22 protein-coding genes are annotated in these 15,215 nt (G+C 34.0%); 16 read left to right on the forward strand and 6 right to left on the reverse strand.

The genetic code is table 11. The features are described 5' to 3' along the window. Nucleotides 1-40 precede the first annotated feature (40 nt). Both mspA and V6C74_RS03190 read right to left on the reverse strand, forming a co-directional pair. Complete coding sequence (gene mspA, locus V6C74_RS03185) at nucleotides 41-358, reverse strand: membrane stabilizing protein MspA (RefSeq protein ID WP_002432960.1); 318 nt, start codon at nucleotides 356-358, stop codon at nucleotides 41-43. Between the two features lie 194 nt (nucleotides 359-552). After that, a complete protein-coding gene (locus V6C74_RS03190; protein WP_002432795.1) occupies nucleotides 553-717 on the reverse strand; it encodes an SE1832 family protein in 165 nt (54 codons plus the stop codon). Nucleotides 718-866: 149 nt separating this feature from the next. Here V6C74_RS03190 and V6C74_RS03195 point away from each other — a divergent pair, with 149 nt between their 5' ends. Next, nucleotides 867-1,775 carry an AEC family transporter gene (locus V6C74_RS03195; protein ID WP_002453793.1) on the forward strand — a complete coding sequence of 303 codons (909 nt, stop codon included), beginning with the start codon at nucleotides 867-869 and terminating at the stop codon, nucleotides 1,773-1,775. 115 nt (nucleotides 1,776-1,890) lie between these two features. Here the strand turns inward: V6C74_RS03195 and V6C74_RS03200 are convergent, their stop codons facing one another. From V6C74_RS03200 to V6C74_RS03210, 3 genes are all read right to left on the reverse strand, one after another. Beyond that, on the reverse strand, nucleotides 1,891-2,682 hold the full coding sequence (locus tag V6C74_RS03200; RefSeq protein ID WP_002453792.1) for a glucose 1-dehydrogenase: 792 nt from the start codon (nucleotides 2,680-2,682) through the stop codon (nucleotides 1,891-1,893). A gap of 19 nt (nucleotides 2,683-2,701) precedes the next feature. After that, nucleotides 2,702-3,565, reverse strand: coding sequence for a GRP family sugar transporter (locus V6C74_RS03205; RefSeq protein WP_002432856.1), 864 nt, complete (start codon nucleotides 3,563-3,565; stop codon nucleotides 2,702-2,704). Nucleotides 3,566-3,811: 246 nt separating this feature from the next. Further along, nucleotides 3,812-4,696 (reverse strand): GNAT family N-acetyltransferase, encoded by an 885-nt coding sequence (locus V6C74_RS03210; protein ID WP_016898631.1) that lies wholly within the window; start codon nucleotides 4,694-4,696, stop codon nucleotides 3,812-3,814. A 224-nt stretch (nucleotides 4,697-4,920) separates the two neighbouring features. Between V6C74_RS03210 and V6C74_RS03215 the strand changes: the two genes are divergently transcribed. Together V6C74_RS03215 and V6C74_RS03220 are read left to right on the forward strand one after the other, a co-directional pair. Further along, nucleotides 4,921-7,056 (forward strand): DNA topoisomerase III, encoded by a 2,136-nt coding sequence (locus tag V6C74_RS03215; RefSeq protein WP_002453790.1) that lies wholly within the window; start codon nucleotides 4,921-4,923, stop codon nucleotides 7,054-7,056. Nucleotides 7,057-7,167: 111 nt separating this feature from the next. Next, the gene (locus V6C74_RS03220) at nucleotides 7,168-8,502 is read left to right on the forward strand and encodes an NCS2 family permease (protein WP_002432350.1); all 1,335 of its coding nucleotides are present in this window, start codon (nucleotides 7,168-7,170) and stop codon (nucleotides 8,500-8,502) included. Between the two features lie 55 nt (nucleotides 8,503-8,557). Here V6C74_RS03220 and V6C74_RS03225 read toward each other — a convergent pair whose 3' ends face one another. Next, the gene (locus V6C74_RS03225; protein ID WP_002453789.1) at nucleotides 8,558-8,965 is read right to left on the reverse strand and encodes a hypothetical protein; all 408 of its coding nucleotides are present in this window, start codon (nucleotides 8,963-8,965) and stop codon (nucleotides 8,558-8,560) included. Nucleotides 8,966-9,318: 353 nt separating this feature from the next. Between V6C74_RS03225 and rpsJ the strand changes: the two genes are divergently transcribed. The 13 genes from rpsJ (at nucleotide 9,319) to rplX (ending at nucleotide 15,195) form a co-directional block, all read left to right on the forward strand. Beyond that, complete coding sequence (rpsJ, locus tag V6C74_RS03230) at nucleotides 9,319-9,627, forward strand: 30S ribosomal protein S10 (protein ID WP_001118667.1); 309 nt, start codon at nucleotides 9,319-9,321, stop codon at nucleotides 9,625-9,627. A gap of 27 nt (nucleotides 9,628-9,654) precedes the next feature. Beyond that, nucleotides 9,655-10,317, forward strand: a complete 663-nt coding sequence (gene rplC / locus V6C74_RS03235; protein WP_002453788.1) for a 50S ribosomal protein L3 — start codon at nucleotides 9,655-9,657, stop codon at nucleotides 10,315-10,317. A 29-nt stretch (nucleotides 10,318-10,346) separates the two neighbouring features. After that, on the forward strand, nucleotides 10,347-10,970 hold the full coding sequence (gene rplD, locus V6C74_RS03240) for a 50S ribosomal protein L4 (protein ID WP_002432772.1): 624 nt from the start codon (nucleotides 10,347-10,349) through the stop codon (nucleotides 10,968-10,970). After that, a complete protein-coding gene (rplW, locus tag V6C74_RS03245) occupies nucleotides 10,970-11,245 on the forward strand; it encodes a 50S ribosomal protein L23 (RefSeq protein ID WP_002432715.1) in 276 nt (91 codons plus the stop codon). Before rplD ends, rplW begins: the two co-directional genes overlap by 1 nt. Nucleotides 11,246-11,276: 31 nt before the next feature. Then, nucleotides 11,277-12,110: a 50S ribosomal protein L2 gene (rplB, locus tag V6C74_RS03250; RefSeq protein WP_002432890.1), complete on the forward strand. Its 834-nt coding sequence runs from the start codon at nucleotides 11,277-11,279 to the stop codon at nucleotides 12,108-12,110. 67 nt (nucleotides 12,111-12,177) lie between these two features. After that, on the forward strand, nucleotides 12,178-12,456 hold the full coding sequence (gene rpsS, locus V6C74_RS03255) for a 30S ribosomal protein S19 (RefSeq protein ID WP_002453787.1): 279 nt from the start codon (nucleotides 12,178-12,180) through the stop codon (nucleotides 12,454-12,456). A gap of 27 nt (nucleotides 12,457-12,483) precedes the next feature. Then, nucleotides 12,484-12,837, forward strand: coding sequence for a 50S ribosomal protein L22 (gene rplV / locus V6C74_RS03260; protein ID WP_002432623.1), 354 nt, complete (start codon nucleotides 12,484-12,486; stop codon nucleotides 12,835-12,837). A gap of 23 nt (nucleotides 12,838-12,860) precedes the next feature. Next, nucleotides 12,861-13,514: a 30S ribosomal protein S3 gene (gene rpsC, locus V6C74_RS03265; protein ID WP_002432339.1), complete on the forward strand. Its 654-nt coding sequence runs from the start codon at nucleotides 12,861-12,863 to the stop codon at nucleotides 13,512-13,514. A 2-nt stretch (nucleotides 13,515-13,516) separates the two neighbouring features. Next, a complete protein-coding gene (gene rplP / locus V6C74_RS03270; RefSeq protein WP_002432945.1) occupies nucleotides 13,517-13,951 on the forward strand; it encodes a 50S ribosomal protein L16 in 435 nt (144 codons plus the stop codon). Then, the gene (gene rpmC / locus V6C74_RS03275) at nucleotides 13,941-14,150 is read left to right on the forward strand and encodes a 50S ribosomal protein L29 (RefSeq protein ID WP_000644737.1); all 210 of its coding nucleotides are present in this window, start codon (nucleotides 13,941-13,943) and stop codon (nucleotides 14,148-14,150) included. The genes rplP and rpmC overlap by 11 nt, the downstream gene beginning before the upstream one ends. A gap of 24 nt (nucleotides 14,151-14,174) precedes the next feature. Beyond that, nucleotides 14,175-14,438: a 30S ribosomal protein S17 gene (gene rpsQ, locus V6C74_RS03280; RefSeq protein ID WP_002432741.1), complete on the forward strand. Its 264-nt coding sequence runs from the start codon at nucleotides 14,175-14,177 to the stop codon at nucleotides 14,436-14,438. A gap of 30 nt (nucleotides 14,439-14,468) precedes the next feature. Next, nucleotides 14,469-14,837 (forward strand): 50S ribosomal protein L14, encoded by a 369-nt coding sequence (gene rplN / locus V6C74_RS03285; protein ID WP_002432661.1) that lies wholly within the window; start codon nucleotides 14,469-14,471, stop codon nucleotides 14,835-14,837. Nucleotides 14,838-14,877: 40 nt separating this feature from the next. After that, on the forward strand, nucleotides 14,878-15,195 hold the full coding sequence (rplX, locus tag V6C74_RS03290) for a 50S ribosomal protein L24 (protein WP_002432326.1): 318 nt from the start codon (nucleotides 14,878-14,880) through the stop codon (nucleotides 15,193-15,195). Nucleotides 15,196-15,215 lie beyond the last annotated feature (20 nt).

Genomic DNA, 15,215 nt, shown 5'->3' on the forward strand with positions numbered 1-15,215 from the left:
GGCATCCTCATATTATAGCCTAAGTCGATTTTCATATTTTTTAATATAAAAATAGCGTTAAAATTACATAAATTACTATTAAAATAATTGAAATGATATTTAAAATGTTAACACCTTTTTTATCGCCTTTAAGTTCTTTAAAGCCTGTAACCTCAATGTTACCAACTAGGAGTAATAACACGATAAATACCCACCAATTTTCTTTCGGAAATTGTAGCGTCGTAATCGCAACGACGAACAATAATAAAATACCCATAATAATTCTTAAAATTCTCGTGAAAATCGAGTGCATTTTAAAAATACTAATATATGCGACAATTAAGTATAAAATGGGCAACAAAATTAGATAAAATTGCATCTGGGACATCCTTTCTTTTACGAATTATATCTTAGCACGTTCAAAAATTGATGACTAGGATGTTTGATAATTCATATGTAAGTTAATTTGAATATGCTCATTGTCAATAAATGATTAAAGAAAAGTCTTGTTCTCATTTATGTCTAACATTTAATTTGTAATAATTAAATGTTAAATTTCTGTCTACCATTAAATTATTCATTCATTTTAGCTCGAATGTCAGAAATTTGTTGTTCAATATCTTCTAGCTGTTTTAGTAGTGGATCAACATTTTGATTAAGCGATTCCTTTTTATCTAAATCATTCTGTAATCGTACATAATCATATTTTAGTTCTGTTAATTTAGATTCTAAATCCATAGAAACAAATCTCCTTTTATCATTGAAATTGTTTAGTAACTATATTTAAATTAGATTATATCACGAAACAAGACGCTTCTAAAAATTGTGAGAAATATGTTAAAGTTATCAACTGTAAAAATGAAAATCTAGAGAAAGAAGGTATAGATGTGACTGAACAATTTGTCATGATTATATTACTTATTGCGCTCGGTTATTTTCTTAAGCGCATTAATTATTTAAAAGCAACTGATAGTCAAGTTCTTTCAACGCTTGTATTAAACGTCACATTACCTTCTCTTGTCATCGTTAACTTAAATAGTGCTGACCTAAATATGTCATTCTCAATCTTACCAATCATGATGATAGTCTATGGTATTGTTGCCAAAATCATTGTGATATGGTTCTTTAGGAAGTATAGTAACCAAATGCGTGGTTCTGTAGGAATGATGACAGGTTCAATGAATATCGGTCTGTTTGCGTATCCTTTAGTTAATGCTATTTGGCCAGAAAAAGGTATGGTATATTTTGGAATGGCTGATATTGGTGGGGCAATGATTATGTTCGGTTTGACATACTTTGTGGGAAGTTATTTCAGTGAAGGTGAAGACCAATTCAATTTTAAATTTTTAGGGAAGAAATTGATTCAGTCTGTACCATTAGTAACCTATATCGTTATGTTTACACTAAATATGTCTAATATTCATATATGGAAGCCAGCCATAGACTTCTTCAGCATTCTTTCTAAAGCTAATATGCCATTATCAATGATATTACTAGGTGTCATGTTGAGCTTTAGCATTGATAGAGAATACTTACCTGTAACGATTAAGTATCTTTGCTTGCATTATGGATTAGCTATTGTAGCAGGAACACTTGTACATTTCTTTTTACCGGTATCAGATCCAATGATTAAGACGACGTTATTAATTACATGGCTTTTACCAGTAGGTGTAGCTATCATACCTTATTCCATTCAATTTAAGTATAAGACGTTGCCATTTGTAGGGATGGTCACTAACTTAACTATAATAATTAGTATTGTTATTCTATATGTTTATCAAGCACTTTTTGTTTAGTTGTTTGTTCATTCATTTTTGAAAAATAAAATCTAATAGCAATGTATGAAAAAAGCATGCGAATGACTTATAAAAAGTCTTCGAATGCTTTTTTGAGTGTGAATTTAAAAAGGGGTTATCCTTTACCACCCATAAATGCTGGATAATTAGTCATACCACCGTCAACATAAATAGTTGTACCATGAATATAGCTTGCTAAATCAGAGGCTAAAAATAATGCGACGTTTGAAATATCTTGAGCTTCACCAATTTCACGTGCTGGGATCATTTCTAACGTTTCTTCACGTGTTTTAGGATCAGAAAATTTTTCTCGAGTATGTTCAGTGACAATGGCGCCTGGAGAAATATTATTGATACGAATACCATACTGAGCATATTCCATTGACATAGTTTCCATCATTAACTTTAATCCGCCTTTACTTGCAGCGTAATTGACATAGTTAGGCCAAGGAATTGTGTCATGAACGCTTGAGATATTGATTATGACACCTTTTTTATTTTCTTTAAGAAATTGATTAATCGCCTCACGAGAACCTGTAAATGCACCTGTTAAGTTAATATCTATGACTTTTTGCCATTCAGCATTAGACATTTCATGTGTTGGGATTGGTTTTTCAAAACCAGCATTGTTAATCATAATATCTAATGTACCAAATTGATCAACTGCTGATTGAACAAGATTTTTAACATCTTCTTCTACAGCAACATCACCTTGAACTGCAATAGCTTGTCCGCCAGCATTTTGAATCGTATTTTTTAGTTCATCTATTTCATCTAAATGACGATCAGAGCGATAGTTTAATACTACTTTAGATTTAGCTTTCCCAAAGTTTTCGGCAAATGATTTACCAATACCACTACCAGCTCCAGTAATAACAACTACTTTGTTTTCTAATTCTTTAAACATTTTACGTCCCCCTAACGTTTTATTTCAAGTTACCTAGAATAATTGATGCGATGATTATCACAACGATACCTGACCATATACCAATCATTTGGCGACGATCTTTTTTCTCACCTAAAATAAAGATACCACCTAAAGTAGAAACGATAACAAGTAATTGTGATAATGAGAAGCTTGTGGCTACACCAACTTTAGGTTGTGAGTAGAACATAAATAAGTTACCAATACCCCATACTACACCAGGTATTAAATTCAATGCAGTAGATTTAATAGAAGTTTGATGATTCATAGAGAGAATAAATCCACCGATGGCCATACCGATTGATTGGAAGAATAGGGCATCAGTACCACTGACTCCGAAAATATCTCCAAGAACAACATAGCCTACGTAACCAATAGTTGAAATAAGCAAGATACCCATTGCTTTTTTGAATTCTGGATTATTGGATGTGCCTTCATTTTTAGCTTTAAGTGATGTTAGAGCAATACCAACCACTAGTAAAACCATTGCGATGAGGCCCATTACAACTTGAACCATGGTGCTCCATTCTCCTAAGAAAATGGCACTAAATAGAGTAGTACCAACAAGTTGCATTCCTGTAGAAATAGGCATCGTCTTTGAAACGCCTATTAAGTTAACAGATTTTAACTGATTACCTTGACCAAAGGCCCAAAGCGCACCAGAGATTAAACCTACAATAATAACTGTTAAATTATCAAAAGCAGCATTACCAGTTAGTAGTAAACCGATACCGACAATTAGAGTACCTAAAGTCGTTCCACGGATTTGATTGTAGGGTCCACCACCTACAAACACATTTATAATTACAACACTACCCCAAAACAGGGCTGGTAATAGTGCGATGAGAAAGTCTAAAAATTGCACTTATTACTCACTCTCCTAAAAATCTTAATTAAGTGTATTCTTTAACACTTGAAATTATTCTAAATCAAAAAATTTGATAAGTAAAAAACAAAAACTTACGAATGACAACTCAGAGTAAAAGTTTGAGAAATGTCTAATAAAAAAACCGTAAACTAAGTTAAGTCTATAAACACTCTATGTTACAAGATATTTATAAACAGTCGTTTACGGTTAAAGTATAAAATTAATTATGTGTAAGTGTACTAATCAACTTGAGAAATCCTGGTGCAAATGTCTAGGTTCAAATTTATATTTCTTATATTCATAGTTAATTTGGAAGCCCAACTCGTTGAAACGTTCAACCAATTTGCTATTTTTATTACGTATTTTAAAGTAGACTTTGTGAATAGTATAATGCTTGAAAGCGTATTTCAAAGCATACTCAAGTAAGTCAAAAGCAATCCCTTTGAGTCGATAATCCATATGGGAACTAAAGTACTTAATTTCGGCATTGTTGCGTTCAGTATCGACTTGTAAGTATAAATACCCCTTCAATAGACCTTCACTTACAAATATAAATAATCGATTATGTTCATCTAGTGATTCTATAATTTCATCCGGAGTCATTGCGTTATGTTTAAAGGTCATCATATGTAATTTGCTAAATGCACGATAGAAACCTTTTTGATATTCGATGATATTTTGATTATTAAAATGATCTCCAAGGTCTTTTTGTGCTTCCAAATAATAATCAGTAAAATTATAACTAGCATGGATTGTCTTCATATAGGTTTTATATTCTTGTGCACCTTCTTCAAATGAAAAGTTGAATATGGATTCATCCGGTTGTTGTTCTATCAATTTATCAAACAGTAATTTGAATTGATTATCAGTCAAAGTAAAGTCTTGTGCAATAAATGGTCCTATTATTTTGTACCGATGATTATCATATGAGAAAGCAAGTATCAACGCTTGAATTTGATTATTTTCAGTCATTGCAATCACGCCTGGATGAGTAATAGCTTCATTTAATAATGTGTCAAAATCCTCATATTCTTGAGGTAGTTTATATAAATAAGATGTTGATAAGTAACGAGATGAGTCTATAAAAGCTTTTATTTTTTGTGGTTCACGCAATTGAACGATATTCATCATTCTACCTCCGCCTCTTATAGTCTTTCTTCAATTATATTATATTTATAGAGAAATGAAAGTTTATCGATAGATACACATGTTACAATATGACTAATACTATTCAATGAATGAATAAGTTTAATTTTGAAAAAATATTTTGAGAGAGTTCTTCTTTACGATTCAAAAATTATTATTGTAAAAATTAAGCTAACTTCAAATTCATTTTCAGAAGGGAAGTTATCATGAAATCCTTAATATTAGCTGAAAAGCCTTCGGTAGCTCGAGATATAGCTGAGGCATTAAATATCAAGCAGAAAAAGAATGGATATATTGAGAATGAAAAGTATATCGTGACTTGGGCATTAGGCCATTTAGTCACAAATGCAACACCAGAACAATATGATGTTTCATATAAAGAATGGAAACTTGAGGATTTACCTATTATACCTAAACATATGAAGACTATTGTTATTGGTAAAACGAGTAAGCAATTTAAAACTGTAAAATCATTAATAATGGATAAAAAGGTGAACAACATCATTATAGCAACTGATGCGGGGCGAGAAGGGGAACTTGTCGCAAGGCTTATACTTGATAAAGTTGGCAACAAGAAACCAATTCAACGTTTATGGATTAGTTCGGTAACTAAGAAGGCCATTCAGAACGGTTTTAAACATTTAAAAGATGGACGTGCATATCATAGTCTTTATCAGGCAGCATTAGCGAGGAGTGAAGCGGATTGGATTGTAGGAATTAATGCCACACGTGCGCTGACAACAAAGTATGATGCACAATTATCACTAGGACGTGTTCAAACACCAACTATACAATTAGTGCAATCTAGACAGGAAGAAATCAATCATTTCCAACCTGAGAAGTACTATACATTATCAATTAAGGTAGATGGGTACAACTTTCAAATAGATTCAAATAAACGTTATAAAAATAAAGAAGATTTAGAAGCACTTGCACAACAAGTAAAAAACCAAGAAGGCAAAATATTAGATATAAAAACTAAGCATAAGAAAATGTACCCACAAATGTTATATAATTTAACGGATTTACAACAAGACGCGTATCGACGTTTTAAAATGGGACCGAAGGACACGTTAAATACATTACAAAACTTATATGAAAGACATAAAATTGTGACGTATCCACGTACTGACTCAAATTATTTAACGAATGATATGGTGGATACGATTAAGGAGCGTTTACAAGCCTTACTCGCTACTGAATATAAAGCCCATGTGCGAGAACTTATGAGTCAGTCTTTTTCACCTAAAATGAATATATTTAATGATGGAAAAGTATCAGATCACCATGCCATTATACCTACGGAAGTAAGACCATCACTTGATCAACTCAGTCAACGAGAATTAAAAATTTATACAATTATTGTTCAAAGATTTTTAGAAACTTTAATGAAACCTTACGAATATGAAAATGTTGTGATTAACTTTGGTATAAAAGATTTAATCTTTACATTGAAAGAAAACATTCCTAAACAATTAGGTTTTAAGGCACTTAAAGAAGAGGAATTACGTCAAACATCATCACATCGATTTACTAAAAATCTTAAGTTCAAAGTTCAAAAAGTGAATATTCATGAACATGAAACGAAAGCACCTGATTATTTTAATGAAGGTTCTCTATTAAAAGCGATGGAAAATCCACAAAATTATATTAATTTTAGTAATAAAAAGTATGCTCAAACTCTTAAACAAACTGGAGGAATAGGGACAGTTGCAACTCGTGCAGACATTATTGATAAGCTTTTTAATATGAATGCACTTGAATCAAGAGATGGTAAAATCAAAGTTACATCTAAAGGTAAACAAATTTTAGAGTTATCGCCTGATCAATTAACATCACCTCTTTTAACTGCTCAGTGGGAAGAAAAGTTGATTCTTATTGAACAAGGGAAATATAACTCTCAGAAATTCATGAACGAAATGAGAGACTTCACTAAACAAATTGTAGACAAAATTAAAAATAGTGAACAAAAATATAAACATGATAATTTAACTACGACCGAATGTCCTACATGTGGTAAGTTCATGATCAAAGTAAAAACTAAAAATGGTCAAATGCTTGTATGCCAAGATCCTTCTTGTAAAACTAAGAAAAATGTTCAACGTAAAACGAATGCGCGTTGTCCTAATTGTAAGAAGAAAATGACTTTATTTGGAAGAGGGAAAGAGGCAGTATACAGATGTGTTTGCGGTCATTCTGAAACACAAGCTCAAATGAATAAGCGTATGAAAGAGAAAACTAACGGTAAAGTTTCACGTAAAGAAATGAAGAAATATATGAATAATACAGAAGAGATAGATAATAATCCATTTAAAGACGCTTTAAAAAATTTAAAACTTTAAAAAATAGCGAACGAAAAAATATAAATATAGTTAAAGGTTCGCTTTTGGTATTGTTTTTTGTGAATTTAGGTATTAAAATATTAAAGTATTTCAAATAAAGGAGCATTTACCGTGAAAAAATACTTTCAGTTCGATAAGCATGGAACAAATTATAGAAATGAAATTTTAGGTGGTATCACGACGTTTTTATCTATGGCTTATATCCTTGCCGTAAATCCTCAAGTTTTAAGTTTGGCTGGGGTAAAAGGTGTTTCTAGCGATATGAAAATGGACCAAGGGGCAATTTTTGTTGCCACTGCATTAGCTGCTTTCGTTGGTTCTTTATTTATGGGACTTATCGCTAAATATCCAATAGCCTTAGCGCCAGGAATGGGATTAAATGCTTTCTTCGCATTTACTGTTGTGCTCACAATGGGAATTCCATGGAAAGTAGGTTTAACCGGCGTACTATTCTCTGGGGTGTTCTTTGCTATCTTAACTGCCACAGGATTAAGGGAAATCATTATTAATGCTATACCTTATCAGATGAAAATGGCTGTTTCAGCAGGTATAGGATTGTTTATCACCTTTGTAGGACTTCAAAGTTCTGGAATCATTATTAAAAATGATTCAACACTTGTTACACTTGGTCACTTAACTAAAGCGCCAGTATTATTAGCGATATTTGGAATTATAATTACTGTTATTTTATACGCTAAAAAAGTACCAGGTTCTATATTTATAGGGATGATTATTACAGCGATTGTAGGTATGATTACAGGTCAAATCCATACTCCATCAGGAATTGTAGGTCATATTCCTAGTATTAAACCAACTTTTGGTGTAGCGTTTGAATCATTTAAAGATCCTGGTCAATTATTCACAGTTCAATTTTTAATCGTCATTTTAACATTTTTATTCATTGACTTCTTTGATACGGCAGGTACACTTGTAGCTGTTGCAACACAAGCTGGTATCATGAAAGATAATAAATTACCTAGAGCAGGAAGAGCGCTTTTCTCAGATTCACTTGCTACGATTGTGGGAGCAATTTTTGGTACAACAACAACTACTTCATACATAGAATCTACATCAGGTGTAGCGGTAGGTGCCCGTACAGGTTTTGCTAGTATTGTAACTGGTATTTGTTTCTTACTTGCACTATTCTTTAGTCCACTTATCGAAGTGGTTACAAGTGCTGTGACTACACCTGCTTTAGTAGTTGTAGGTGTGTTAATGGCTTCTAACTTTGCTGAAATCAATTGGAAACGATTTGAAGTTGCGGTTCCTGCATTTATTACCATTATTATGATGCCTTTATCATATTCAATTGCTACAGGTATCGCGTGTGGATTTATTTTCTATCCACTTACAATGGTTATTACCAAAAGACATAAAGAAGTACATCCTATTATGTATGTACTCATGGCATTATTTATACTTTACTTTGTGTTTGTTCATAAATAATAAAAAAGGTCGACCCATATATGGGCCGACTTTTTTCTACTATTATAAATGATATTTATCTATGAATTTCTTCTTTTTCTCTACTATCGTTCTTATATTGAGTGTAGATTACTCGAGCATCTTTATTTGGTAGATAAGTTGGAGCAGATAAAACAATGAACACAAAAAATATCATTAAGAAGAATAAAATCCAATGTACTACCATACCAACTACTGGGATAAATGCAATAAATGATCCTACGATACCTAAAATCGGTATAATAACCATTGGTTTAATAGAATTTTGAGTATCTACAAGTAAAATAATTGTAATAATAAGATAGAGAAATGCATTAAGTAATAATGGTTGCCAACCAAAACTTAAAATGACACTACCACCTAAAAAAGGAATCCCATAGAAAAATTCACAAATGATAAGGAAAACCCCTAAAATTGCTAAAGTCATTTTAACTCCGTTTTTCATCTAATCACTCCTATTCTCTTCCTATTATATTAAAGCTAACGTTATAAATATATTAATATGTTTCCGTTTAGGAAATGAACTAAAATAAAAGTAAAAAATTTCAATAAAACGGTTGAACAAGCTCTTTATTTCAAGTACAATAATCAAGTATGTGTTAGACAGATATATAGAAAGTTACTGAAAAACCTTGATTTATCGGTGTTTTTCATGTAACATATCTAATGTTGGACTTTATGAAAAGCGATGAAGCGAAAGGTTACTGACACACCCGGCCGCTTTGCCATGGCGTTGTGTGAGATAGTTTTCGTGGAGAAGTCTATCACTTAAATGTAGACGAACAAGGAGGGAAAATTATGGCAAAACAAAAAATCAGAATCAGATTAAAAGCTTATGATCATCGTGTGATTGATCAATCAGCAGAGAAAATTGTTGAAACTGCAAAACGTTCTGGTGCAGATGTTTCTGGACCAATTCCGTTACCAACTGAAAAATCAGTTTATACAATCATTCGTGCCGTGCATAAGTACAAAGATTCTCGTGAACAATTCGAACAACGTACTCACAAACGTTTAATCGATATTGTTAACCCAACACCTAAAACAGTTGATGCTCTTATGGGCTTAAACTTACCTTCAGGTGTAGACATCGAAATTAAATTATAATAGAAATTTTTAGGAGGTGGACTTTCGATGACCAAAGGAATCTTAGGAAGAAAAATCGGGATGACACAAGTTTTCGGTGAAAACGGTGAATTAATCCCAGTAACAGTAGTAGAAGCAAGCCAAAACGTTGTATTACAAAAGAAAACTGAAGAAGTTGACGGTTACAACGCAATCCAAGTTGGATTTGAAGACAAACAAGCATATAAAAAAGGTTCTAAATCTAATAAATATGCAAATAAGCCAGCTGAAGGTCACGCTAAAAAAGCTGACACAGCACCTAAGCGCTTCATTCGTGAATTCCGCAACGTTAACGTTGACGAATACGAAGTAGGTCAAGAAGTCTCAGTTGATACATTTGAAACTGGTGACATCATTGATGTTACAGGTGTTTCAAAAGGTAAAGGTTTCCAAGGTGCTATCAAACGTCATGGTCAAGCACGTGGACCAATGGGTCACGGTTCTCATTTCCACAGAGCACCAGGTTCTGTAGGTATGGCTTCAGACGCTTCAAGAGTATTTAAAGGACAAAAAATGCCAGGTCGCATGGGTGGAAACACTGTAACTGTTCAAAACTTAGAAGTCGTTCAAGTAGACACTGACAATAGCGTAATTTTAGTTAAAGGTAACGTACCTGGACCTAAAAAAGGCTTAGTAGAAATCACAACTTCAATTAAAAAAGGTAATAAATAATTCAAGAAGCGAAAGGAGGAAATTGCATAATGGCTAATTATGATGTTTTAAAAGTAGACGGATCTAAATCTGGTTCAGTTGAATTAAGCGATTCAGTATTCGCTATTGAACCTAATAATAGCGTTCTTTTCGAAGCTATTAACTTACAACGTGCGTCATTACGCCAAGGTACACACGCTGTTAAAAATCGTTCAGCTGTACGTGGTGGCGGACGTAAACCATGGAGACAAAAAGGAACAGGTCGTGCACGTCAAGGTACAATCCGTGCTCCACAATGGCGCGGTGGTGGTATCGTATTCGGACCAACTCCAAGAAGTTATTCATACAAAATGCCTAAGAAAATGCGTCGTTTAGCTTTACGTTCTGCATTATCTTTCAAAGTTCAAGAAAATGGATTTACAGTTGTTGATTCTTTCGGTTTTGACGCTCCAAAAACAAAAGAATTCAAAAATGTTTTATCTACTCTTGAACAACCAAAAAAAGTTTTAGTTGTTACTGAAGACGAAGATGTAAATGTTGAATTATCAGCACGTAACATCCCTGGAGTACAAGTTTCAACTGCACAAGGATTAAACGTTTTAGATATTACAAGCGCTGACAGTGTAGTAATCACTGAAGCTGCTGCTAAAAAAGTTGAGGAGGTGCTCGGATAATGGAAGCAAGAGATATTCTTAAGCGCCCCGTAATCACTGAGAAATCTTCAGAAGCTATGGCAGAAGATAAATATACTTTCGACGTTGATACTCGTGTTAATAAAACACAAGTCAAAATTGCTGTAGAAGAAATCTTCGATGTAAAAGTTGAAAGTGTTAATATCATGAACTATAAACCTAAGAAAAAACGTATGGGCCGTTATCAAGGCTATACAAATAAAAGAAGAAAAGCGATTGTTAAATTAAAAGAAGGTTCAATCGACTTATTTAACTAAAAATAAATTACCAATAAGGAGGTAAGCGACAATGGCTCTTAAAAAATATAAGCCAATAACAAATGGTCGTCGTAATATGACTACTTTGGATTTCGCAGAAATCACAAAGACAACACCTGAAAAGTCATTATTACAACCGCTACCGAAAAGAGCGGGACGTAACAACCAAGGTAAATTGACTGTTCGCCATCATGGTGGAGGACATAAACGTCAATACCGTGTTATCGATTTCAAACGTAATAAAGATGGAATCACTGCTAAAGTAGATTCAATTCAATATGATCCAAACCGTTCAGCAAACATTGCTTTATTAGTATATGCTGATGGTGAAAAACGCTATATCATCGCACCTAAAGGATTACAAGTAGGTCAAACTGTTGAAAGTGGTTCAGAAGCTGATATTAAAGTAGGTAATGCTTTACCACTACAAGACATTCCAGTTGGTACTGTAATTCATAACATTGAGTTAAAACCAGGAAAAGGTGGACAACTTGCTCGTTCAGCTGGTGCTAGCTCACAAGTATTAGGTAAAGAAGGTAAATATGTATTAATCAGATTAAGATCTGGTGAAGTACGTATGATCTTATCTACTTGCCGTGCTACTATCGGTCAAGTTGGTAACTTACAACATGAACTTGTTAACGTTGGTAAAGCTGGACGTTCTAGATGGAAAGGCGTTCGCCCAACAGTTCGTGGTTCTGTTATGAACCCTAACGATCACCCACACGGTGGTGGTGAAGGTCGTGCACCAATCGGTAGACCATCTCCAATGTCACCATGGGGTAAACCAACTCTTGGTAAGAAAACACGTCGTGGTAAAAAATCATCAGACAAACTTATCGTTCGTGGACGTAAGAGAAAATAATAATAACAACTTATTTGGGTGTGCGGCTTAAAAGCTGCACGCACACAATAAGAAGGGAGGCGCCCAAATGGCTCGTAGTATTAAAAAAGGACCTTTCGTCGATGATCACTTAATGAAAAAAGTAGAAGCACAAGACGGAAGTGAAAAGAAACAAGTAATTAAAACATGGTCTCGTCGTTCTACAATTTTCCCTAACTTCATCGGTCATACTTTTGCAGTACACGATGGACGTAAACATGTACCTGTATATGTAACAGAAGATATGGTAGGTCACAAATTAGGTGAATTTGCTCCTACTCGTACATTTAAAGGACATGCTGCAGACGACAAGAAAACTAGAAGATAATTTTAATAAGTAGAGGAGGAAATCCTAATGGAAGCAAAAGCGGTTGCTAGAACAATAAGAATCGCACCTCGTAAAGTAAGATTAGTTCTTGACTTAATCAGAGGTAAAAATGCTGCTGAAGCTATTGCTATTTTAAAATTAACTAACAAAGCTTCATCACCAGTAATCGAAAAAGTATTAATGTCCGCTTTAGCAAATGCAGAGCATAACTATGACATGAACACTGATGAATTAGTTATCAAAGAGGCATATGCAAATGAAGGACCAACTTTAAAACGTTTCCGCCCACGTGCACAAGGTCGTGCAAGTGCAATTAATAAACGTACAAGCCACATTACAATCGTCGTAAGTGACGGTAAAGAAGAAGCTAAAGAAGCTTAATAACTTTCTAAGGAGGGAATACTGTGGGTCAAAAAATTAATCCAATCGGACTTCGTGTCGGAGTTATCCGTGACTGGGAAGCGAAATGGTATGCTGAAAAAGACTTCGCTTCATTATTACACGAAGATTTAAAAATCCGTAAATTTATTGATAAAGAACTTAAAGAAGCATCAGTTTCTCATGTAGACATTGAACGTGCTGCTAACCGTATCAACATTGCTATTCACACTGGTAAACCAGGTATGGTAATTGGTAAAGGCGGTTCAGAAATTGAAAAACTTCGTAATAAATTAAACGCTTTAACAGATAAAAAAGTACACATTAACGTAATTGAAATCAAAAAAGTTGATATTGATGCTCGTTTAGTAGCTGAAAATATCGCACGTCAATTAGAAAATCGTGCTTCATTCCGTCGTGTACAAAAACAAGCTATCACAAGAGCTATGAAACTTGGTGCTAAAGGTATCAAAACTCAAGTATCAGGTCGTTTAGGCGGAGCTGACATCGCTCGTGCTGAACAATATTCAGAAGGAACTGTTCCACTTCATACTTTACGTGCTGACATCGATTACGCACACGCTGAAGCCGACACTACTTATGGTAAATTAGGCGTTAAAGTATGGATTTATCGTGGAGAAGTTCTTCCTACTAAGAACACTAGTGAAGGAGGAAAATAATAATGTTACTACCAAAACGTGTAAAATATCGTCGTCAACATCGTCCAAAAACAACTGGTCGTTCTAAAGGCGGTAACTACGTAACATTTGGTGAGTATGGTTTACAAGCAACTACAACGTCTTGGATCACATCTCGTCAAATCGAATCTGCTCGTATTGCAATGACACGTTACATGAAACGTGGCGGGAAAGTTTGGATTAAAATCTTCCCTCATACACCGTATACTAAAAAACCTTTAGAAGTACGTATGGGTGCCGGTAAAGGTGCGGTTGAAGGCTGGATTGCAGTCGTTAAACCTGGTAGAATCTTATTCGAAGTAGCTGGTGTATCTGAAGAAGTTGCACGTGAAGCATTACGTTTAGCAAGTCACAAACTTCCAGTAAAAACTAAGTTTGTAAAACGTGAAGAATTGGGTGGTGAAACAAATGAAAGCTAAGGAAATTAGAGACTTAACCACTTCAGAAATCGAAGAACAAATCAAATCTTCAAAAGAAGAGCTTTTTAACCTACGCTTTCAGTTAGCTACAGGTCAATTAGAAGAAACTGCACGTATTCGCACAGTAAGAAAAACGATTGCACGTCTAAAAACTGTTGCTCGTGAAAGAGAAATTGAACAAAGTAAGGCTAATCAATAATAATTGAAAGAGGAGGTTACGAAAGTGAGCGAAAGAAACGATCGTAAAGTTTATGTAGGTAGAGTTGTTTCAGACAAAATGGACAAAACTATTACAGTTCTTGTAGAAACTTACAAAACTCACAAATTATACGGTAAACGAGTAAAATACTCTAAAAAATACAAAACTCATGATGAAAACAATTCAGCTAAATTAGGAGACATTGTTAAAATTCAAGAAACTCGTCCTTTATCAGCAACAAAACGTTTTCGTTTAGTAGAAATTGTTGAAGAGTCAGTAATTATTTAATCAAGATTAGAGATAAGGGAGGTTTAACGAATGATCCAACAAGAAACACGTTTAAAAGTAGCAGACAACTCTGGTGCTCGTGAAGTTCTTACAATTAAAGTATTAGGTGGATCTGGTCGCAAAACAGCGAATATCGGTGATATCATCGTATGTACTGTTAAAAATGCAACACCAGGTGGCGTTGTTAAAAAAGGAGACGTTGTAAAAGCTGTTGTAGTTCGTACTAAATCAGGTGTTCGCCGTAACGACGGTTCATATATCAAATTTGATGAAAATGCATGTGTTATCATCCGTGATGACAAAGGCCCACGTGGTACTCGTATCTTTGGTCCTGTTGCTCGTGAACTACGTGAAGGTAACTTCATGAAAATCGTATCATTAGCACCAGAAGTACTATAATACAAAAATTACCAATCATACTATTTAAGGAGGTGCCCACATGCATATCAAAAAAGGTGACAACGTAAAAGTTATCGCAGGTAAAGACAAAGGTAAAGAAGGTAAAGTTGTAGCGACTGAACCTAAAAAAGACCGTGTCGTTGTGGAAGGTGTTAACGTAATTAAAAAACACCAAAAACCAACTCAATTAAATCCTGAAGGTGGAATCTTAGAAACAGAGGCAGCAATCCATGTTTCTAACGTACAATTATTAGACCCTAAAACAAACGAACCTACAAGAGTAGGATACAAAATTGTTGATGGTAAAAAAGTTCGCGTCGCTAAAAAATCAGGCGAAGAAATCAAATCTAATAATTAATAACTAGTTGAAAGGAGGAT

The sequence above is a fragment of the Staphylococcus capitis subsp. capitis genome (genome assembly GCF_040739495.1).
Lineage (GTDB): Bacteria > Bacillota > Bacilli > Staphylococcales > Staphylococcaceae > Staphylococcus > Staphylococcus capitis.